We start from the raw sequence: 20,402 nt of genomic DNA on the forward strand, positions 1-20,402 counted from the left end.
GGCCCCTCGTGAATGTGTCTTTCATAGCCGTCCCAGAATAGGGATGCCAGAGGGCTAGAAGACAAGTTCACCTTGCATCACGCGCACCGCCTGACCACTGATAGTGACGCGCACCGGGGTGCTGTCATCAGATCGTGCGTGGATCAATGATGGGCGTCTCATCGCCACGCCTTGGCGGATCGTCAGATCAAGCGGATGCCCCAATGCTTCGGTTAGAAGGGCGGTCATTGTTGCCGCAGCACTGCCCGTTGCGGGATCTTCGGGGATGTTGTCGAGCGGGGCGAACATGCGCGCGTTCACCTGATCACCCTGACGGGTGTAGGCGAGGAGCGAAAAATCCATGCCCGCCGGATACCGGGAAGCACCCTCTTTGATGACATCAATGGATGGCGCGCAGGCATCGAGGTGCTGGTCGTTTTGCAACTCAACAAAGACAAAAGGCAGGCCAAGGCTGGCCTGTACTGGCGCATGGGTCGCCGTTTTGACCGCTTCTGTGGGGAGGGCCAACGCGGCAGCAACAAGGGCAATATCGGGATGGGCGAGACGCTCAAGCGGCGCGGAGGTTTTGAAAGCCACCTGTCCATTATGGAACGTGCAAGGAATGGGGCCAACGCCAAGCTCCAGCACCATGTCGCCCACATGCCCCTCATCACGCAATGCGCACGCCGTACCGATGGTTGGGTGACCGGCAAAGGCGATCTCCATGGTCGGGGTAAAGATCCGCACCTTTGCGGTGTGCGCCGGGTCTTCTGCAGGGTAGAAAAAGGTCGTTTCGGAATAGTTGAACTCGCGGGCGATCTTTTGCAGCGACGTCTCTGGCAAGTTGGTCGCATCCGGGATCACCGCCAATGGGTTGCCGCCAAAGGCGTGGTCGGTGAAGACGTCGTAGACGAAGTAGCGGGTCATGTGTGCCTGCTCCGATAGGGGCCTTGGGGCCAGGGCGATGATCGCGAAGATCAGGGCGATCCTGGCTGGGGTCAAGATCATCGGCAAGGCACTCTGGCCTCGTGACTTTCGCAGGCGATCACGCGTCGGTAGGCGCCTGCAAAGCTGCTATCGTCCGGGCAAACGCAGCCAGGTTCCGCCCAATGGCCTTATTTTGGCGCCCGTGCCGATCTTGAAGCGCGCGAGGCCGGGTGCCGTCTCGGTGTCGACATGCCCCAGATCAAGCCGGATATGACCACGTGCCGCAAGCCAATCGGCGGCGGCGGTGAGAAGGCCGTGGTGCGCATTCTGTGTGCGGCCTTCAGCCCCGGTCCATCCCAGATGATAGGTCGCTACCGGTCCATGGCGCAAAAACAGCATCGCGGCGATGGGCGTTTTCTTGCAGGTTGCGGTGAAGACGATTGTGTCATGCGGGCGGCAATCGGCATAGGCTTTCAGAATGGCATGGGGCAGGGTGCGAAAACGCTTTCTGCGCTGCTGAGCGAGGTCAGCCTCCAGCAGCCAGCCATGCCGATGCAGCGCGAAAGGCCGGATATCAGTGCGAAAGCTCGCATCTTGCGCCCGTCGCCACGCATTGCGCCATTTCGGCTTCATATTGGCGAGGCGGGTTTCGGTCGTGTCCGTCAGATCAAGCTCGGCCACAAAGGCCGGTGTCGTGATCATGCGAAACCCCGCTTGTTTGTAAACGGTGGGCTCTTGGGTGTCGGCATTCATTAGGCGCAGACCCGATTGCTGCAGATCCGCCCGGCGCGCCTCGCAGGGCACATCCTCGGCCCAGACCGGTCCGCGAGATGCAAAGGTGACGCCGAAGCGCCGTAAGCTGATGACCGGCGCGCCGTTTAACAACGCGGTGACCCGCACAGGCTGGCCAAGGCGACGCAATGCGGCGGCGAAATTGGAGTGTTGTTGCAAGGGCAGGGCAGGTTCTGGCGCCATGGGCGCATTAAGCGGATTGAAACCTAAGGCGTGGTTAAAGAACGGCATGAAACTGACCAGACGCAAGCCGCGCCGTATCTCCGGCATTGTGGCCCCGCCACCAAGACCGACAGCCCTGGGTGCCGCTCTTGTTGCCACGATCATCACCTTTCCAATTGGTGTCACATTGATCGTGATGGATCTTTTGCTGTTGTAGTTCAGGGGTGTCGTGTGTGCAGGGGCTGCGCTAGGCTTTGCCCATGCAAACACTGATCGCACTCTTGAGGGCCGTGAATGTTGGCGGCACAGGTAAACTGCCGATGGCGGAATTGCGCGCCATGGCAGATGCGGCAGGGCTTGCCGATGTGCGCACTTATATCCAGTCCGGGAACCTTGTTTGCCGTTCGTCTGACCCACCCGAAACAGTCAAATCGAGTTTGGAGGCTCGCTTGGCCGCCTATGCGGGCAAGGCGGTTGACGTCTTTGTGCGTAGTTCACAGGAGATCGGTCAGATCATTGATACGAACCCTTTTGCAGATTCCGATCCCAAGCGGTTGGGAGTGCTTTTTCTCGATGTGCCTGCAGAACCTGCGATGGTCGCGGATTTGAAAGGACAAAAGGATGAACGCGTGGTCTGTGGCGTGCGTGAAATCTACATCCACTATCCAAGCGGCATGGGTACCTCAAAGCTGCAATTGCCCAATGTGCCGGTTGCGACGATGCGCAACCTCAATACCGTCAGGCGCCTTGCTGAGATGGCAGCGGGCGACGCCTGACGTCTAGCAGTCGGGATGATCAGGTGCTGCTTAACCCAGTTGCACTAAGGCATGACGCTTCTTGCCAGCGCTGAGCTTGACGGGTTCGGCCAAGGCCGCGGCATCCATGAAAAGACCGGCATCCTTCAACGGCGCGTCGTTCAATCGCGCGCCGTTTTCGGCGATCAGGCGTTTCGCCTCTTTGCCACTGCCGGCCAGACCGGAACGCACCAGAAGCTGAACGACCGAAATCCCGTCGCCCAATTCCTCGGCGCTAAGCGTGAGGGTCGGCAGGCCATCACCAACGCCGCCTTTCTCGAAAACTTCCCGTGCGGTGGCTTCGGCGGCTTGTGCGGCTTCCGCACCATGCAGCAAGCTAGTCACCGCATTGGCGAGGATGATCTTGGCCTCATTGATCTCGGACCCTTCTAGTGCACCCAGGCGGTCACATTCTTCAATCGGTAATTCGGTGAAGAGTTTCAGGAACTTGCCGGTATCGGCATCCGTTGTGTTCCGCCAGAACTGCCAGAATTCGTAAGGCGACAGCATATCGCCGTTCAGCCAGACAGCCCCGCCTTGCGACTTGCCCATCTTGCGCCCGTCGCTCGTGGTCAGCAAGGGCGTCGTCAGCCCGTAAATCTCCTTCTCAGCCACGCGGCGCGTAAGGTCGATCCCGTTGACGATATTGCCCCACTGATCCGACCCGCCCATCTGCAAGAGGCAGCCATAGCGACGGTTCAGTTCAAGGAAATCGTAGGCCTGCAGGATCATGTAATTGAATTCGAGGAAAGACAGGGATTGTTCCCGATCAATCCGCGATTTTACACTCTCGAACGACAGCATCCGATTGACCGAAAAATGCCGCCCGATATCGCGCAGGAAGGACAAGTAGTTCAGGTCATCGAGCCATTGGGCATTATTTAGCATGATGGCATCGGCGGGGCCATCGCCATAGCGCAAGTAACGGGCAAAGACCGTTTGCATCCCGTCGATATTGGCCTGGATCGCCGCATCGTCGAGCAGAGGCCGTTCCTCTGACCGGAACGACGGATCACCAACCTTGGTCGTCCCACCGCCCATTAGCGTGATCGGTTTGTGCCCCGTCTTCTGCAGCCAGCGCAGGACCATGATGTTCATCAGATGTCCCACATGCAGCGATTTCGCTGTGGCGTCATAACCGATATAGGCAGGCACCACCCCGGCACTCAGCGCCTCATCAAGACCCTGATAATCCGTGCAATCGGCCAGAAAGCCGCGCTCCATCATCACAGCGATGAAATCGGATTTGGGGTGGTAGGTCATCTGCTTGTTCCCGTCATTGGCGTGGGGCAGTCTATAGAGAGGTCATTTGCCAAGGGAAAGCATATGTTGAAGGAGGCTGTCGTTACGGCATTGGGCACGATGTCGGGCACGTCGCTGGACGGAGTTGATGCCGCCGTGCTGGTGACGGATGGCGGTGAGATTCTGGACTTTGGTCCAAGCGGCTACCGGGCTTACACGGATGATGAACGCGGCGTGCTGCGCCAGCATTTGGGCTTGTGGGCCGATGATGATGTGAGCGTGGCTGCCGCGGTGGTTGAAAAGGCTCATCTGTCGCTAATGCGCGAATTCGCAGGTGTGGAACTGGCAGGCTTTCACGGCCAGACACTGGCTCACGATCCAGGCGGGCGCGGCACGCATCAGTGCGGCGATGGTACACGCCTGGCAAAGGCATTGGGGTTGCCGGTTGTGTGGGACTTTCGCAGTGCGGATATGCAAGCAGGCGGGCAGGGCGCGCCACTTGCGCCGTTCTATCACTTTGCTTTGGCCAAATGGATAAAGGCCGAGGCGCCGCTTGCCTTCTTGAACCTTGGTGGCGTCGGCAATCTGACCTGGGTTGACCCGCGATTTGCCGATCCCGCCGATCCCGGCGCGCTTTTGGGTTTTGACACGGGGCCCGCCAACGCGCCGATGAACGACATCATGTCGGCGCGCCGAAATCAGCCCTATGATGAGGGTGGGGCATTGGCAGCTGCCGGGACAGCAAGTGATGCGATCGTGCAGGAGTTCCTCGCTCATCCTTACTTTGACAAAGCGCCGCCGAAATCGCTCGACCGAGACGATTTTGTGGAACTCACCGACGCGGTGGCCGGACTTTCGGATGCAGATGCGATGGCTACGCTCATGCAAGCGATCGTCTCAAGTGTGGCGGTTGGGCTGACCCGCTGTCCTTCATTGCCACAGCAGCTTTTGGTGACCGGGGGTGGTCGGAAGAACCAGACACTGATGCAGGCGCTCAAGACGACCCTGGAGTGTGATGTGGCTCCTGTTGAAAAGGCCGGTCTGGATGGCGATATGCTGGAGGCACAGGCCTTTGCATATCTTGCTGTCCGCAGCGCAAAAGGTCTGCCCATTTCGGCGCCGGGAACGACCGGAACAGCGGCCCCGACCATCGGTGGGCGGTTGTCGAGCTCTGTGTAACTCGCCAAGATTTCGCCCCAATTGACCGCAAATTTCCGCTGATTGCGACACAATACCGCCAAAACGCTGTAATTGTGTCAAGAGTAAGCGGTATTTGGCTCAACTTCTTTGGAGGCTTCCGCTCAAAGCTGCCGGTTCCAATCACAGCCGCGTGAGGGGCATTGTGATCCGGTTTTTCGATGTCACCTGTACAGCACGACAACCCGAATAACGGAGATAAAAATGAAACCGACATTCAAAGCCGTTCGTGCGAGCATGCTGGCCGCTCCCCTGGCCATCGTTGCAGGTATGGCATCTGCTGGCGGGCTTTCAGAGCCTGTGGCAACCCCTGCTCCGGTGCCCGTCGCACCTGTGCCGGTCGCACCAGTAGGGACAGACTGGACTGGTTTTTACGCTGGTGCTCAGTTGGGTTTTGGTGAGTTGGAAGCAGAACTTGGAGGCACTGACGCGTTAGACGGTGATGAATCCGGTCTGCTCTTTGGTGCACATGCCGGTTATTTGTATGATTTTGGTAATATCGTGCTGGGTGGCGAACTCGACATTGATGGTTCAAATATCGAGCCCGAGCTTGCCATTGCTGATGATACATTCGAACTCGACACCGTGACACGTGCAAAGCTGCTGCTGGGTTATGATGCGGGACGGTTCCTGCCTTATCTGACCGGTGGTGTCGCACAAGCAAGAACCAGTTCTAGCACAGATGCAGTTGACGGTGATGACGACGGCACATTTGCCGGTCTGGGTGTCAAATATCTGCTCAGCGACAGTTTCATGATCGGTGGCGAGGTGCTGCAACACCAGTTTGACGACTATATCACCGATGATCTGGACGTCGAAGCGCTGACAGGCACATTGCGCGCCTCGTTCCGCTTCTGATCCAAGCAATAGGCAGCCCGGACAGTCTGTCCCTTCCCCAACCCCCCTGTCCGGGATGTTCGAAAGGGCCCGCAGCGCCAACTGCGGGCCCTTATTGCTATTTCAGAAGCGGGTCGACGACATTGCTACCTATGCCAGCGCTAAGGGGGCTGAACTGACCGTCTTCAAACATCGCCTTGGCCGCGTCATGCATGACGCGATGGGTGATCCGAGCCAGCGATGAGCCGAGCGAGACGCGGGCAACGCCGATATCCGCAAAGTCAGACAGCGTCTGGGCGCAAGACCGGCCCGCGACCAACGCATTCACCGGGGCGTCCACAGCGGCACAAATACGCGCCTGATCGTCAAAGCTGGGGGGCAGTGGGGCATAAAGGCAATCGGCTCCGGCAGCCTCAAAGGCCTGCAAGCGCCTGATCGCCTCATCGGTGTCATATTGCCCCGTTAGGATGCCGTCAGCCCGCGCGGTCAGCACAAAATCATGCTTCAACTCCTTTGCCGCAACCGCGGCCGAGCGGATCCGTTCAACCGCCAGGTCAAAGTCGTAGGCGGCGTTGCCCGGCAGAACCGTGTCTTCGATGCAAATGCCGGCAAGCCCGACTTCGGCCGAGAGCCGCACGGTTTCAGCGCAGGTCGCCGGATCATCACCAAAGCCGTTCTCAAAATCGCCCTGCACCGGCAAATGGGTGACCGAAACGATGTCTTCTGCATGGGCCAGCGCCTCATCGCGCGTGATCTGCCCGCCGTCGGGGCGCCCCATCGTGAACGCATGCGCCGCTGACGATGTGGCGAGCGCCTTTGCCCCCATATTCTGCATCATCTTGGCTGATCCTTTGTCCCAGACATTGACCAGAACAAAGGGCGCGCCCTTCACATGTAATGCGCGGAACGTTTCTGCAGGATGTGTCATCTCTGGGCCTTTCTTGCGTGAAGATGTTCGATTTCAAGAAGCTTTTGTTTGCGCCACAACCCGCCGCCATAGCCGGTCAACGCGCCGTTGGAGCCGATCACCCGGTGACAGGGGATCATGATCGCAATCTGGTTGGCACCATTTGCACGTGCGACGGCTCGAACAGCTTGCGGCAATCCGATGGCCTTGGCGACCGCTGCATAGCTACGCGTCTCGCCCGGTTTGATCGTTTGAAGGGCACGCCAGACTTCCTTGGTGAAGGGCGTGCCGTGCAGCGCGAGCGCGGTTTGGAAGGTGCCGGACGTTCCCGTGAAATAGGCATCAAGCTCGGTTCTGACCTGAGCGGTGATCGCGGTTTCGCCGATGCCGATTTGTCCCTTGGCCATCTTCCTCAGCCGCTGCAATTCGGTGGGCAGCGCCTTGCGGTCGGCAAATTCCAGAAGATGCAACGCGTTGTGATCGCAGACCGCAATCATCGCGCCTAGCGGTGTTGTGATATGTGCGGCCTGCAACAAGGCATCGCATTGGAACTCTGCAGGTGCTTGCCCCAGCAGCTTGGCAAATGCGGCGCGAAAGCCTGACGGGCTGTCAAATCCCGCCTGAAGCTGCGCGTCGATCACCTTGCTACTGCCCAAAGCGGTGAAGCCATGCGCCAACCGCCTTTGCCGCGCCATGTCGAGAAACGTGACACCAAAGTGCCGCTTGAAGCTGCGCCGCACGGTTGAGGGATCAAGCCCCATCGCCACGATATCACGCTCCTGCCATCTGCGTGTAGGCGCGGCCTCCAACGCAGCCAGCAGTTTTGTAATGGCGGGGTCAGCCTCGGCTGCCGGGCCAAGCGGGTGGCAGCGGCGACAGGGGCGAAAGCCCGCCTCAAGACATTCTGCGGTTGATCCGAAGAAGGCGCAGTTTTCGCGGTTGGGCTTACGGGCAGGGCAGGTGAGCCTGCAGAAAACACCCGTCGTGCGGACCGCAACAAAGGCTTGCCCTTCATAGGCTGGGTCACGCGCGATCAGCGCATCGTAAAGCACATCGTCAGAGGGTAGATCAAAAAGCATGGCCCTGCATAAACCGATTCTCAGGGGCGCTGCCGCCGGATTTCGGGCAGCTATTTCGGCACATGGCTCTGCGCGAAGGCCACCAGTTGCTGGAGTGCGGCCACATAATCGGCATCGTCCACGGTCATCGCGACCCGGATATGCCCGGCAGCAGCACTGCCAAAGCTCTCACCCGGCATAACCGCAATATGGTGCGCATCGAGCAGACCATTGGCGAAATCCTCGCCACTGAGCCCTGTCGCGCGGATATCCAGCATCGCATACATCGCGCCTTGGATCGGCAGCGGGCGGACGACGTTTTGGCCTTTGAGCACGTCAAGCGTCAGCGCACGACGCCGCAGGAAAGGGGCCGCAACTGCCTCTTCAACCTGTTGACCTTGGCCAAGGGCAAACTCGGCGGCGTCCTGAATGTAACCGGCCACGCCATAGGTCGTATGCGTGGCGAGGGTGATCAGATGTGTGATGGCCTCCTCTGGTCCGCAGATCCAGCCGACGCGGCTGCCGGTCATCGCGTGGCTTTTGGACATGGAGCCTACCACCAGCGTGCGTTCAGTCATGCCCGGCAACGTCCGTGGGCTGATATGAGCGCCGTCCCAAACCTGCGTGTCGTAAACCTCGTCCGAGATCAGCCAAAGGTCATGCTCTTTGCAGGCACGTGCGATGGCGTTGAGTGTCTCGGTGCTGTAGACCGCGCCGGTTGGGTTGTTGGGCGTATTGATCAGCAGGGATTTTGCGCCTGTCGCCTGGGCCGCAATCGCCTCATATGTCGGTTGAAAGGCTGTATCGGGCGACGTGACAATGGCTCGCGCTTCTGCGCCGACAGCACGGATTGTGCCGGGATAGGTGGCATAATAAGGATCGATGAAAAGCGCGGTATCCCCTTGATTACACACCGCATTATGGGCCGCAAAAAGACCCGCCTGACCGCCCGGCGTGATCAGGATGTTAGCCGCTTTTGTCACCACGCCCGTCCGCTCGGTAATCCGTGCAGCCACCGCCTCGCGCAGTGAGAGGATGCCCGGCACCTCGGCATAGCCCGTATGGCCGGCCACGGCTGCCGCATGCATCGCGCCAAGGATGTCGGGATGGGTGCGGATATCATGCTCACCAATTGTAAGCTCAGTGACCTTGATCCCTTCGCGGATCATTCGGCGTGCGCGATAAAACACACCCCAGCCGTCAGAGCCGCCACCAGTGATATTCGTGATACGTGTCGAGAGTTCCATGCGCCGCAGGGGAACGGCGATGGCACCGGAAAGTCAAGCAGGCAAACGCGTCAGATTGCGTGGCCCCGTGCCATCCTTGGCTTTGATGTCAGCGGGGTTGTAAAGCGCGCAGGATTTCAGGCTCAGACAGCCGCAGCCGATGCAGCCGTCAAGCTTATCCCGCAACTCCTCCAATGCAGCGATTCGCTCGTCGATCTTTTTGCGGAATCCCTTGCTGATCCGGGTCCAGTCAGCCTTGGTGGGCGCCTTGTGATCGGGCAGCGCGTGCAGGTGCTCGGCAATTTCCGAGAGTGGAAACCCAAGCGCTTGCGCCGCCATCACAAAGGACAGTCGCCGAATGTCAGAGCGGCCATAACGGCGATGCCCGCCCTTGTTGCGCAGGGGTTTGACGATGCCGTGCGTTTCGTAAAACCGGATCGCTGAGACCGCGATACCAGTCCGGTCAGCAAGATCGCCAATGGCTAATCCCTGGGACATGCAAATAATCCTTGATCTCAAGTTAACTTGAGAAATTACACCAGATTTGTACTCAAATAGAAAGAGGAGAAAGCGATGCGACAGAAGCCAACAGAACGCTACTGTGCAGATGCCCAAGCCCTTACTGCGTTGAAACGCGACGGTATGGGATGGGGGCATGATCTCGAATGCGGATGCTTTGAGGCACCTGCTACACCGCGCCGCCCATCAGTTATCGCGCGGGTGAATGACTGGCTGCGGAAAGGAGTTTGAACCATGGCACAATTGGAACATGTGAACATCACCGTCTCGGACCCCAAAAAGACCGCCGGGATGCTGGCGGAATTGTTTGGCTGGAAAACCCGCTGGGAAGGGTCGGCCATGGATGGTGCTGGCTACACCGTTCATGTAGGCAGTGACGACAGCTATGTCGCGGTCTATTCAGGCAGCAAACCAGATCAGACGGAGCCAAAAGGAGATGCCAATTACCTCACACGCGGCGCGATGAATCATATCGGCGTTGTTGTCGATGATCTGGATGCAATCGAGGAAAAGGTGATGGCGATGGGTTTCACGCCGACGGCGCACGGCGACTATGAACCTGGCCGTCGCTTTTACTTCCACGATCATGATGGTGTTGAGTTCGAAGTGATCAGCTATGCTTGACCCTCACGCGGCGTGAGGTGGCATCAGGGGCGTATGAAAACCCGAATCAAGGAATACGGGGTCGGTGAACTGGCCCGATTGTCCGGCGTCACGGTGCGCACATTGCACCATTACGACGCCATCGGTTTGCTGCGCCCCACCCACGTCGCGGCCAATGGCTACCGCCTTTATGGTCGCGATGAGCTTCTGCGGTTGCAGGAGATTCTGTTTTACCGCGCCTTTGGTATGTCTCTGGCCGAGATTGCGGATGTGCTGGACGGCGAGGCGAAGGCGTTGCTGCGCCTGCGCGCGCATCGCAATAAGCTCGCGGCGCAGGCAGCCAAGACAGCGGACCTACTGGCCACCCTTGATCGGACCATCGCAACCCTGACGAACGAGGCTGACATGCAAGATCAAGACCTTTACACGCCATTTGATGCGGCAACCCAGACCGGTTACGAGGATTGGCTGATCGAAACCTATGGCCCTGACATGGCCGCGAAAATTGCCGTGTCGAAGGAGGCGGTGGCAGAGATGCCCGATGGTATCGCAGGACTGATGGACCGGTTGCGCGAGAGTGAAGCGCAGTTGTTTGGGGCATTCAACGAAGGTGTGGTTGCGGGTGACAGGCAACTCGTGCCGATGCTGGACAAGCATCGTGCCTTGATGGCGGATTTCTGGGGTGATGCCTGTGACCCTAACGCCTATGTGGGGCTCGCAAACATGTACCTCGCTCATCCCGATTTTGTCGCACGATATGAACGACTTGCACCACGATTTTCACAATGGTTGCCCGCGGCGATGAAAGCTTACGCCGCCGAAATCTCGGCCTGAGCCTTTTTGGTAAGGGCTTTGAAGATGATGTCGTAAGAGGTCTGGATGCGGTGGCGCATCTCGTCTTCTGCAGCGTCGAAACTGACAAGCACCCAGCTTTTGTGAAAATAGGGCGCCTTGGTCGCCGCACCGGCATCAATCAGCATCTGCGCTATGTCCACGCTGTCGGTCTTGGCAGCGAAACCGTCGATCCGCTCACCAAAACAGACGAACATCTTGCCGCCCACTTTCCAACTATCGAGTTCGGTTGTTGGGTCCGAGGCGACCGCTCCCGGCATTTCGCTGCAGATGTGATCGATTTTTTTGCGTGACATATGGCGAGGATGCCGCAGGTCGCGCGGGCTGACAATCATGATTTCAGCCCGCGCATATGTTGTCGTCACAGCAGCCCGGCCATGATCCCGCTGAGCACCGCACCGGTGAAGCCCAGCATCACGTAAAGCGCGAAGACCTGCGCGCGGACGAGCGCGAAGACGGCTGTCATTGCCGGGATGGAACTGACCGAACCGGCCACCAGAAAGGCCATCGCGGCGCTGATGGTCATGCCTTGGTCCATCAGACCGGCCACCAGTGGCGGTGCCGCATAGGCGTTCAGATAGGCGGGTGCGCCGATAAGGGCCGAGAGGATGATCGGCATCAATCCTTCGCCACCGACGATGCCCGCGATGGTCTCGGCCGGGATGTAGGCGATGAGCAGGCTTTCCAGCAGATAGGCGAGCGCGAGCCATTTAAGCAGGAAACCAAGATTGTGCAGGCCGGAGGACCGGAACGTCGCGACCCGCGCGGGGTCGTTCCAGAAGCGCCAGACGGCCTGGCCGGAAAGCGGGTCAGTCCTGCAGCTGCCGCATCCGGCTTTGGTTTGCGGCTTGAGCGGGTTGGACAGCCCGCCTGCATCAACGATCCACTTCGTGACGAACCCGCCCATCAGGCCGATGCCGACTGCGGCGACGGCTTTGGCGATCGCGAAATCCCAGCCGAGCGCGCTTGCCGTGATGATCAGGCTGGGTGGGTCAATGAGCGGCGAGGCGAGCCAGAACGCCATCACCGCCGAAAGCGGCGTGCCGACGGCAAGAAGGGCGGCGATGAAGGGGATGACCTCGCATGAGCAAAACGGGGCGAGCCCGCCGAAGAGGGCGGCGAGGACGATCATGCGGATTTCACGCCCTTCGAAAACGGATGAGATGACCGAGGCTGCCCCCGTCGCGTTCAACCCCGCGATGAGCAGGACAGCGAAAAGGATGTAAGGCAGGGTCGCCATCACAGCGTCGAAGGTAAAGCCGGTCGAGACCGCGAATTGCGGTTGGTCAAATGCCGCGATCAGCAGCAGGATCAGAGCGAAGGTGAGCCAGACCCGGTCGATCTGTGGCCATGTCAGGCGGTTCAGGCGGGCGATGAGGGTGCTCATATCTCGGTCTCCTCACGATTGGGGACATTGGCGCAGCAGGTGGCGAGGATGAAGCCTGACAGCGCCTCCAACTGGTCGAAATTCGGGCGGTTGATCGTCTCGCGCCCGCGTTTTTCCTGGGTGATCAGTTGCGCAGCGGCGAGGAACCGCAGGTGATGTGACAGGGTGGAGGCCGGGATGCCCGTGCGCTCGCCAACCTCGCGAAAGAGAAGGCCCGCATCACCGGCCTGCACGATGGACAAAAGCACCCCCATCCGGGGTTCGGAGCCAACGGCGGCAAAGCCCTGGCACGCTTCTTCGATGGTCAGCATGATTCAATCCATTCTATTAAACTAGAATCATAGATTAATAGAATCGAGATCAAAAACCCAGTACGTTTATGCACGCCCGCGATGGACCGGCATCGGGCGCTCTTTGCCGGTTAACCAATGGTTGCGAAATCAGCGGATTTTCGTGTGTCGCGTGGTTAGAGTGGCAGTGTGGATTCAGTGAGTGAGATCAACGCAACATGGCATTTGCGGATGTATTGAAAGCGGAGAAACGCAGCGCCAGATCAATCGGGCGCAGGCAAGAAGATCGCGCGTTGCGCGGTGGTTCTTGGGAGCAGGCGCGCGAGCGGCGGCGGCCTGTTGCGCGCACGGATGCTGCGGCGCAATCGGTGATCATGGCGGGGATTTCGGGGCCTTACGGGGCGGCTCCGGCGGCAAATCTGCGGGCGGCACAGGCTTATGAAGCCGTCAAATGCAAGAAATCTGCTGCTGAAAAGGAGCGCGAGGCGTTCCTGCGCGAGGCGGAGCTGGCCCATCAGGCCGCGCAACGGGCCTGGGTGTTTGAGCGGCGCACAGGCCAGAAACCCCGTTCTGCAGATGTCGAAGACGCGGAGTTTGTCGATATCTGATCGCGGGTCTAATCAAAGTCTCCGCTGAATTTGCTGGACCGCTTCAGTGCGGCCTGCTATGCCCAGGCTCATGAAGAGCATCTGCATCATTCCCTGCTGCATTATCTGCTGACATCACTGTCGCGGGCTCTTCTTTCACGTTTTACATCAGACCTGAACTTGCTAAGCCCGCGGCGCAACCCGTTTGCGAGGCGTTATGACGACGATCAGGCTACACAATACCAAGACCCGCAGGCGCGAGGATTTCGTGCCCATCGATCCGGCCAATGTGCGCATGTATCTCTGCGGGCCGACGGTTTATGACCGCGCGCATCTTGGGAATGCGCGGCCCTCGCTGGTCTTTGATGTGCTCTTTCGCCTGATGCGTGAGGTTTATGGTGCGGGTCACATCACTTACGTGCGGAATTTCACAGATGTGGATGACAAGATCAACGCGCGGTCGGCGGAAAGCGGACGCGCGATTGGTGACATCACCGCCGAGACAATCGGTTGGTATCACGATGATATGGATGCGTTGGGTGTGCTGCGCCCGACGCATGAGCCGCGTGCAACGGCTTACATTGCGCAGATGATCACGATGATCGATGGGCTGATTGCGAAAGAGCATGCTTATGAAGCGGAGAGCCACGTGCTTTTCGCCGTCGACAGCTATGCGGACTACGGCGCGCTGTCGGGCAGGTCCACGGATGACATGATTGCCGGTGCGCGCGTTGAGGTGGCGCCTTACAAGCGCAATCCGATGGATTTTGTGCTGTGGAAGCCGTCGGGGGATGGGCAGCCGGGCTGGGACAGCCCTTGGGGTTATGGCCGCCCTGGTTGGCACATCGAATGCTCAGCAATGGCGCATGATCTGTTGGGCGAGAGCTTTGACATTCATGGCGGCGGCAATGACCTGCAATTCCCGCATCATGAGAACGAGATTGCGCAGTCCTGCTGCGCCCATCCCCAGGGCGAGTTCGCGCGGTACTGGATCCACAACGAAATGCTGCAGGTCGAGGGTAAGAAGATGTCCAAGTCGTTGGGCAATTTCTTCACGATCCGCGATCTCTTGGATGAGGGCGTGCCGGGCGAGGTGATCCGCCTTGTGATGCTGGGCACCCATTACGGCAAGACCATGGATTGGACGGAAAGCCGCCGGGCAGAGGCCGAGGGAACCTTGCGCAAATGGTATGGCATCCTGCACGGGCATGGCTTTGGGCCAAAGCTGATTGAGGCGCTGAAGGCGGATGGCAAATGGGAGCCGGATGCTGAGTTCATCGGTGTGCTCGCCAATGATCTGAACACGCCCGGCGCTTTGGCGCGGCTGCACGTTCTGGCCAAGGGCAAGACGCCCGCCGCGCTGGCAGGCTTTGCCCATGGGTTGGACATGTTGGGGCTTGTGTCGGATTGGGCTGACATCCCGCTTTTTGAGGGTGGTGAGGCTGGCCCTGACATCGCACCTGCTATTGCTGCGCGTGTCGATGCGCTGCTTGCAGATCGGGCCAAGGCACGGGCTGCCAAGGATTGGGGTCGTGCAGATGAAGTGCGCGATATTCTGACGGCGGCTGGCGTGCAGGTTGCCGATGTGGGCGGGCAGGCAACCTGGGCGCCGGGCCCCGATTTTGATGCCGCCAAGCTGGGGGATGTGTAATGGCAAACTTTCGCAGAAAGTTTGGGTACAAAGTCTCGCTGAGACTTTGTACGCCCGGAGGCAGCCATGTCTAAAGAGCGCCTCTATCTTTTTGACACGACCTTGCGCGATGGCGCGCAGACCCAAGGCGTGCAGTTCTCCGCCGATGAGAAGCATCAGATCGCCGCGGTGCTCGATGATCTTGGCCTAGACTATATTGAAGGCGGCTGGCCGGGCGCCAATCCAACCGATACTGATTTCTTTGCCGCTCCACCGAAGACAAGCGCGACCTTCACTGCCTTTGGCATGACAAAGCGGGCCGGGCGCTCTGCAGAGAACGACGATGTGCTGGCCGCTGTGATGAATGCTGGAACGTCCGCTGTCTGTCTGGTGGGCAAGGCCCATGATTTTCATGTGACCGACGCGTTGGGGATCACGCTGGAGGAGAATGTCGAAAACCTCGCGGCCAGTTTTGCCCATATCACCGCGCAGGACCGCGAAGGGCTGTTCGACGCTGAGCATTTCTTTGACGGCTACAAGGCGAACCCTGACTACGCGTTGCAATGCATCCATGCCGCCTTTGATGCAGGGGCGCGGTGGATCGTGCTGTGTGATACCAATGGCGGCACGCTTCCCCATGAGGTTGCCGCTATTATCACCGCTGTGATTGCGAGCGGCATTCCCGGCGAGAATGTCGCGATCCATACGCATAATGATACTGAGAACGCCGTCGCGGGGAGCCTCGCGGCGGTCTTGGCGGGCGCGCGTCAGATTCAGGGCACGCTCAATGGGCTGGGGGAGCGCTGTGGCAATGCGAACCTGACGACGCTGATCCCGACGCTCCTGCTCAAAGAACCTTTCGCCAGCCGGTTTGAAACGGGTGTGTCGCGCGATGCATTGAAGGGTCTGCGCAAGGCGTCGCGGATGCTGGATGATATCCTGAACCGTGTCCCTTCGAAACAGGCGCCTTATGTCGGCGCTTCGGCCTTCGCTCATAAATCCGGCCTGCACGCCTCTGCCATCGCCAAGAACCCCGCGACCTACGAACATGTCGACCCAGCAACGGTGGGCAATAGCCGCATCGTGCCGATGTCGAACCAGGCGGGGCAGTCGAACCTGCGTGCGCGGCTCGCCGAGGCTGGTATGTCCGTGGAGCAGGGTCATCCTGCACTGGCGCGCATTGTCGCGCGGATCAAAGAGCGGGAGGCGCAGGGCTATTCCTACGACACCGCGCAGGCGAGTTTTGAACTGCTGGCGCGCGAGGAGTTGGGGATCCTGCCGGAGTTCTTTGAGGTCAAGCGTTACCGGGTCACGGTCGAACGTCGCAAGAACAAGCGCAATCAGATGGTTTCGCTGTCTGAGGCGGTTGTCGTGACCAAGGTGAACGGCAAGAAGGTGCTGAACGTCAGCGAAAGCCTGGGCGAGGATGGATCGGATCAAGGGCCCGTCAACGCGCTCAGCCGGGCGCTGGCCAAGGATCTGGGCTCTTACCAGGCCATTATCGACGATATGCGCCTGGTCGATTTCAAAGTCCGCATCACAAACGGCGGCACCGAGGCCGTCACCCGTGTCATCATCGACAGCGAAGACGGGCAGGGGCGTCGTTGGTCGACCGTGGGCGTGAGCGCGAATATCGTGGATGCCTCATTCGGCGCATTGGTCGATGCGATCAACTGGAAACTGATTAGAGATGGAGCAACGGCATGAGGGCGCTTTTCCTTGCCGTTGCACTTGCCGGATGTGCGACCGCCCCGCTGGCCCCGGAAGGCACCGACTTCATCGAGGTGTTATCAGGCAGCAGCTTTATCGGGCAGGCAACGCAGACGATTTACGCCAATAATACGCTGAAGCGTGAGGTGCTTGAGCCCAACGAACCCGATGTCACGGTGGTTTGGGTGACCCTGCCCGACGGAACTTATGCGGCAGCTCGCGCCATCGTTGAAAGAGATTTTCCGACGATCACCGCACCCGATTTCGACCTTTGCCCAACTGATATGGGCGTTGATAGTATCACGCTGTCCCAGCCCGTCGCGGATCGGGAGTTTGTTCTCGGTGGTTGTGGCGAAAACGGTTACTATCCATTGCGCGCCGAACTTCTTGCTTTGTTGCCGGAATGGCCTGATAGCTGATGAGCTTCGTCGCCTGCGCCGCATTGGTGGAACGTGCCGACCCCGTGCGGTTTCGCGCAACAATGGCCGCTCCGGTGCAGGCCCGCCGCATTCTGTTCCCGCTTTACGCCTTCAACGTCGAAGTCGCTCGCGCGCCATGGGTGACCGAAGAAGCCATGATTGCCGAGATGCGGCTGCAATGGTGGCGCGACGCGCTTGAGGAAATCGGGGCAGGGAGGGCGGTGCGCAAACATGAAGTCGTTGATGCGCTGGCAGATGTTCTGGACGCGGATGGGGCGGCGTGTCTCGACCAACTCGTGCAAGCGCGGCGTTGGGACATCTACAAGGACGCGTTTGAAGCACCTGAACATCTAGACGAATACGTCAATGCGACCTCTGGCCATCTGATGTGGACCGCGGCTCGGCTGCTTGGGCAGGCCGAGGAAAAACCGGTCCGGAAATTCGCCTATGCGGTCGGTGTCGCGAACCTGTTCTGCGCGGTGCCAGAGCTTGAGGCGCGGGGTCGTAAACCAGTGGTTGATGGTACATCAAACGGGGTCTACGCATTGTGCAAGAAAGCGCTGGCCGCCTTGAGTTATGCCAGCAAGGCGCGCCGTTCTGTGTCGCGCGATGCGGCCCCTGCAATGTTGTCGGGCTATGCAGCAGGGCCAGTTTTGCACCGAGTCTATCGAGATCCGAGCATTGTTGCGCAGGGGCTGCAAGATCCAAACCCAATGCGCGACCGCCTACGGTTTCTGCATGTTAACTTGCGCGGCTGGTGGGTCTAGACGGCCATTTTCGGCTGCCGGACCAGCCAGATCAGCGATCCGCCCGCGAGCACAAGGAAAGGCACCATCGCGAGGTTCACCGCATTCCAGCCTTCCACCGCAGTCCCGCCCGAGCAATTCATCAGTCCGCCAGAGGCGAGCGATGCGACGGTCACCATGCCGAAGACCACCATGTCGTTCATGCCCTGCACGACGCCCCGTTCCTCTGGCCTGTGGGCGCCTGCCAGCATGGTAGTGGCTCCGATAAAGCCGAAGTTCCAGCCGAGTCCAAGGAGGATCAGTGCGACATAGAAATTCGCCAGCGTCACGCCGGACAGTGCCACAACCCCGGCAAAGGCCAGAATGGCCAGACCTGTTGCCACGATCTTTTCGACACCAAAACGGGCAATCAAATGGCCGGTGAAGAAGGACGGGGCAAACATCGCAAGCACATGGGCCGAGACGATGTCATTGGCGTTGTTGGTGGTGAAGCCACAACCGACCACGGCCAGCGGCGTCGACGTCATCACGAGGTTCATCAGCGCATAAGACACCATGCCACAAATCATTGCGACGATGATCCGTGGGTCGCGCAACAGGTCCCGCCGCGACCGGCCTGTGACATCGACCTTTTCAGGCTGCGCCTTGCTGCCTTTTGGCAGGTCCAGAAAGAAAAAGAGCAGCATGCCCACGAGGTTCAAGACGGCAATCGCCACATAAGTACCCAGAAAGGGCACGATGAAGGCGTCCTGCACCAGCTTGTTGAGTTGCGGGCCAACGATCGCCGACAAAAGGCCGCCGGCCATGACGTAAGAGATTGCTTTGGGTCGGAACGCTTCGGACGCGGTGTCGGTAGCAGCGAAGCGGTAAAATCCCTGTGCCGACATATAGATACCGGTCAGATATGATCCAGCCAGCAGCATGAAGAACGAACTGGTGTAAAGCCCGTAGGCCGCCACCAACGCCCCCGCCGCCCCGGCAAAGGCACCGAGGAAAAACCCGAAACGCCGTCCGTTACGCTGCATCAGGGGGCTGATCCAGGGGGCCGTTGTCATCGACCCGAAGACGATGAATGAAATCGGGAGTGTCGCCAGGCAGGGATTCGTGGCCAACTGGCTCCCCGCAAGGCCGCCGATGACAAAGATCATGGGCAATTGCGCGCCAAGGATCGCTTGCGCGAGAACGAGGACGGCCACATTACGTTTGGCGCGGGTGTCATTGATGTCGGTGACGGTCATGGCGTATCGGTACGCCGACCCTTCACTGGGTGCAATGGGTGATCAGCATGCGTCGATGATATGGGCGAATGAGCCGCAGACATTCCCTTTGATCAGGCCCATCGGCGGCAGTTGCGTACCTTCGGCATCTTCCGCTTTGAATAGCGGCGCACCCTCGGCCCGTAATGTCGTGGCATAGTGAAACTCATGCCCTTTCCATGCGCCTGCAAATGGCCCCTCTGTCGCGCGCAACGTCCGGTAGCCCAAATGGAGTTTGCGAGTGGCAAAAGACGTCTCCAGCGGCAACAGCCCAGCCATTTGGTGCGCGGTGCCATCGGCATCGATGAGTGTTTCACCCAGCACCATGTAGCCACCGCATTCGCCGTAAATCTGCGCATCGGTATCGCGAAGGGCATTGAGGAAGATCGTATTCGCTGCAAGTTGACCGGCATGCAACTCTGGATAGCCTCCGGGCAGGTAGATCAGATCGACGGGGGCGGGTGCCTCATTGGCAAGCGGTGAGAAAAAGTTGATCTCGGCCCCTGCGGCACGCCAATCGGCCAGGATGTGGGGATAGGTGAAGGCAAACGCGGCGTCCTGCGCCACTGCGATCTTTTGCGCAGGCGTGGTGAGGCTGGGTGTGTTTTGCGAACGCGGCAAGGCGCTGTTCAACCTCATCAGCGCGGCAAGATCCACGTGGCTGTTGATCAGCGCCGCGACCTGATCCAGATAAGCTTCCAGATCGGGCCGTTCCTGTGCTTGTACCAGTCCAAGGTGCCGAGATGGCTGCGAAAGCTCCGGCGCGCGCGGCAATGCGCCGAAGACGCGAATGTCGGACAGTGCACTCCGCAACATCCGCTCGTGCCGTGGGGAGCCGACATTGTTCAGGATGATGCCGGCGATTTTGACACCCGGATCGTGATTGAGAAAGCCGTTGACCAGGGGGGCGACCGATCCAGCCATTTTACCCGCATCGACAACCAATACCACTGGCAGACCAAGGATGTGGGCGAGGTCGGCCGTTGCACCTTTGCCATCAGGCGGGGCGCCGTCAAACAACCCCATCGCCCCTTCGATGATCAACGGCGTAGGGTCGGCGGCCAGTGCCTTGATCCGCGATGGTGACATCGCCCAGGCGTCCAGATTGACGCATGGCGCGCCGCAGGCCGCCTCATGAAAGCGCGGATCGATGTAGTCAGGCCCAGATTTGGCGGCGCGAATGGCCCCGGCGCGGCTGAACGCGCGCAGAAGGCCAAGGGTGATGGTGGTCTTGCCACTGCCCGACGCCGGTGCTGCGATGATGAAGCTCATCGCATTTTGC

General features: G+C 59.5%; 23 protein-coding genes. 11 read left to right on the top strand and 12 right to left on the bottom strand.

The window, feature by feature from the left end; all coding sequences use genetic code 11:
- Positions 1-54: 54 nt before the first annotated feature.
- Complete coding sequence (locus tag SLH49_RS12290) at positions 55-987, bottom strand: PhzF family phenazine biosynthesis protein (RefSeq protein ID WP_320269428.1); 933 nt, start codon at positions 985-987, stop codon at positions 55-57.
- 66 nt (positions 988-1,053) lie between these two features.
- On the bottom strand, positions 1,054-2,019 hold the full coding sequence (locus SLH49_RS12295) for a GNAT family N-acetyltransferase (RefSeq protein ID WP_320269429.1): 966 nt from the start codon (positions 2,017-2,019) through the stop codon (positions 1,054-1,056).
- Positions 2,020-2,120: 101 nt separating this feature from the next.
- Here SLH49_RS12295 and SLH49_RS12300 point away from each other — a divergent pair, with 101 nt between their 5' ends.
- A complete protein-coding gene (locus tag SLH49_RS12300) occupies positions 2,121-2,636 on the top strand; it encodes a DUF1697 domain-containing protein (RefSeq protein WP_320269430.1) in 516 nt (171 codons plus the stop codon).
- A 30-nt stretch (positions 2,637-2,666) separates the two neighbouring features.
- Here SLH49_RS12300 and tyrS read toward each other — a convergent pair whose 3' ends face one another.
- Positions 2,667-3,917 carry a tyrosine--tRNA ligase gene (tyrS, locus tag SLH49_RS12305; protein WP_320269431.1) on the bottom strand — a complete coding sequence of 417 codons (1,251 nt, stop codon included), beginning with the start codon at positions 3,915-3,917 and terminating at the stop codon, positions 2,667-2,669.
- A gap of 63 nt (positions 3,918-3,980) precedes the next feature.
- On the opposite strand from tyrS, the gene SLH49_RS12310 reads away from it, so the two are divergent.
- Both SLH49_RS12310 and SLH49_RS12315 read left to right on the top strand, forming a co-directional pair.
- Entirely contained in the window at positions 3,981-5,075 is a 1,095-nt protein-coding gene (locus SLH49_RS12310; RefSeq protein WP_320269432.1) for an anhydro-N-acetylmuramic acid kinase, read from the top strand.
- 222 nt (positions 5,076-5,297) lie between these two features.
- Positions 5,298-5,951, top strand: a complete 654-nt coding sequence (locus tag SLH49_RS12315) for an outer membrane protein (RefSeq protein ID WP_320269433.1) — start codon at positions 5,298-5,300, stop codon at positions 5,949-5,951.
- 97 nt (positions 5,952-6,048) lie between these two features.
- Here the strand turns inward: SLH49_RS12315 and SLH49_RS12320 are convergent, their stop codons facing one another.
- Genes SLH49_RS12320 through soxR form a run of 4 tightly spaced genes read right to left on the bottom strand, consistent with a single transcriptional unit; the run spans position 6,049 to position 9,619 of the window.
- On the bottom strand, positions 6,049-6,858 hold the full coding sequence (locus tag SLH49_RS12320) for an isocitrate lyase/phosphoenolpyruvate mutase family protein (RefSeq protein ID WP_320269434.1): 810 nt from the start codon (positions 6,856-6,858) through the stop codon (positions 6,049-6,051).
- Positions 6,855-7,916, bottom strand: coding sequence for a trifunctional transcriptional activator/DNA repair protein Ada/methylated-DNA--[protein]-cysteine S-methyltransferase (locus SLH49_RS12325; protein WP_320269435.1), 1,062 nt, complete (start codon positions 7,914-7,916; stop codon positions 6,855-6,857). The genes SLH49_RS12320 and SLH49_RS12325 overlap by 4 nt, the downstream gene beginning before the upstream one ends.
- 50 nt (positions 7,917-7,966) lie before the next feature.
- Positions 7,967-9,142: a pyridoxal phosphate-dependent aminotransferase gene (locus tag SLH49_RS12330; protein ID WP_320269436.1), complete on the bottom strand. Its 1,176-nt coding sequence runs from the start codon at positions 9,140-9,142 to the stop codon at positions 7,967-7,969.
- A 33-nt stretch (positions 9,143-9,175) separates the two neighbouring features.
- Complete coding sequence (soxR, locus tag SLH49_RS12335) at positions 9,176-9,619, bottom strand: redox-sensitive transcriptional activator SoxR (RefSeq protein WP_320269437.1); 444 nt, start codon at positions 9,617-9,619, stop codon at positions 9,176-9,178.
- Between the two features lie 75 nt (positions 9,620-9,694).
- On the opposite strand from soxR, the gene SLH49_RS12340 reads away from it, so the two are divergent.
- From SLH49_RS12340 to SLH49_RS12350, 3 genes are read left to right on the top strand one after another with little or no spacing between them, the layout of a single operon-like run.
- Positions 9,695-9,871: a hypothetical protein gene (locus SLH49_RS12340; protein WP_320269438.1), complete on the top strand. Its 177-nt coding sequence runs from the start codon at positions 9,695-9,697 to the stop codon at positions 9,869-9,871.
- Positions 9,872-9,874: 3 nt separating this feature from the next.
- Complete coding sequence (locus tag SLH49_RS12345; RefSeq protein ID WP_320269439.1) at positions 9,875-10,264, top strand: VOC family protein; 390 nt, start codon at positions 9,875-9,877, stop codon at positions 10,262-10,264.
- Between the two features lie 33 nt (positions 10,265-10,297).
- Positions 10,298-11,077: a MerR family transcriptional regulator gene (locus SLH49_RS12350; RefSeq protein WP_320269440.1), complete on the top strand. Its 780-nt coding sequence runs from the start codon at positions 10,298-10,300 to the stop codon at positions 11,075-11,077.
- Here SLH49_RS12350 and SLH49_RS12355 read toward each other — a convergent pair.
- From SLH49_RS12355 to SLH49_RS12365, 3 genes are read right to left on the bottom strand one after another with little or no spacing between them, the layout of a single operon-like run.
- A complete protein-coding gene (locus SLH49_RS12355) occupies positions 11,053-11,460 on the bottom strand; it encodes an MmcQ/YjbR family DNA-binding protein (protein ID WP_320269441.1) in 408 nt (135 codons plus the stop codon). The genes SLH49_RS12350 and SLH49_RS12355 overlap by 25 nt on opposite strands.
- Positions 11,457-12,482: a permease gene (locus SLH49_RS12360; protein WP_320269442.1), complete on the bottom strand. Its 1,026-nt coding sequence runs from the start codon at positions 12,480-12,482 to the stop codon at positions 11,457-11,459. The genes SLH49_RS12355 and SLH49_RS12360 overlap by 4 nt, the downstream gene beginning before the upstream one ends.
- Positions 12,479-12,793, bottom strand: a complete 315-nt coding sequence (locus tag SLH49_RS12365) for a winged helix-turn-helix domain-containing protein (protein ID WP_320269443.1) — start codon at positions 12,791-12,793, stop codon at positions 12,479-12,481. Before SLH49_RS12365 ends, SLH49_RS12360 begins: the two co-directional genes overlap by 4 nt.
- 197 nt (positions 12,794-12,990) lie before the next feature.
- On the opposite strand from SLH49_RS12365, the gene SLH49_RS12370 reads away from it, so the two are divergent.
- The 5 genes from SLH49_RS12370 (at position 12,991) to SLH49_RS12390 (ending at position 17,885) form a co-directional block, all read left to right on the top strand.
- Positions 12,991-13,380, top strand: a complete 390-nt coding sequence (locus tag SLH49_RS12370; protein ID WP_320269444.1) for a hypothetical protein — start codon at positions 12,991-12,993, stop codon at positions 13,378-13,380.
- A gap of 196 nt (positions 13,381-13,576) precedes the next feature.
- Positions 13,577-15,010 (top strand): cysteine--tRNA ligase, encoded by a 1,434-nt coding sequence (gene cysS / locus SLH49_RS12375; protein WP_320269445.1) that lies wholly within the window; start codon positions 13,577-13,579, stop codon positions 15,008-15,010.
- Positions 15,011-15,076: 66 nt separating this feature from the next.
- Positions 15,077-16,696, top strand: a complete 1,620-nt coding sequence (gene cimA / locus SLH49_RS12380) for a citramalate synthase (RefSeq protein ID WP_320269446.1) — start codon at positions 15,077-15,079, stop codon at positions 16,694-16,696.
- Complete coding sequence (locus tag SLH49_RS12385) at positions 16,693-17,118, top strand: hypothetical protein (RefSeq protein WP_320269447.1); 426 nt, start codon at positions 16,693-16,695, stop codon at positions 17,116-17,118. Before cimA ends, SLH49_RS12385 begins: the two co-directional genes overlap by 4 nt.
- Positions 17,118-17,885 (top strand): squalene/phytoene synthase family protein, encoded by a 768-nt coding sequence (locus SLH49_RS12390; protein WP_320269448.1) that lies wholly within the window; start codon positions 17,118-17,120, stop codon positions 17,883-17,885. Before SLH49_RS12385 ends, SLH49_RS12390 begins: the two co-directional genes overlap by 1 nt.
- Here SLH49_RS12390 and SLH49_RS12395 read toward each other — a convergent pair.
- Complete coding sequence (locus SLH49_RS12395; RefSeq protein ID WP_320269449.1) at positions 17,882-19,102, bottom strand: MFS transporter; 1,221 nt, start codon at positions 19,100-19,102, stop codon at positions 17,882-17,884. The two genes, SLH49_RS12390 and SLH49_RS12395, sit on opposite strands and share 4 nt — an antisense overlap.
- Before the next feature lie 42 nt (positions 19,103-19,144).
- Positions 19,145-20,392, bottom strand: a complete 1,248-nt coding sequence (locus SLH49_RS12400) for a cobyrinate a,c-diamide synthase (RefSeq protein WP_320269450.1) — start codon at positions 20,390-20,392, stop codon at positions 19,145-19,147.
- Between the last annotated feature and the right edge of the window lie 10 nt (positions 20,393-20,402).

It is taken from the genome of Cognatiyoonia sp. IB215446 (assembly GCF_033963825.1).
Taxonomy (GTDB): Bacteria; Pseudomonadota; Alphaproteobacteria; order Rhodobacterales; family Rhodobacteraceae; genus Yoonia.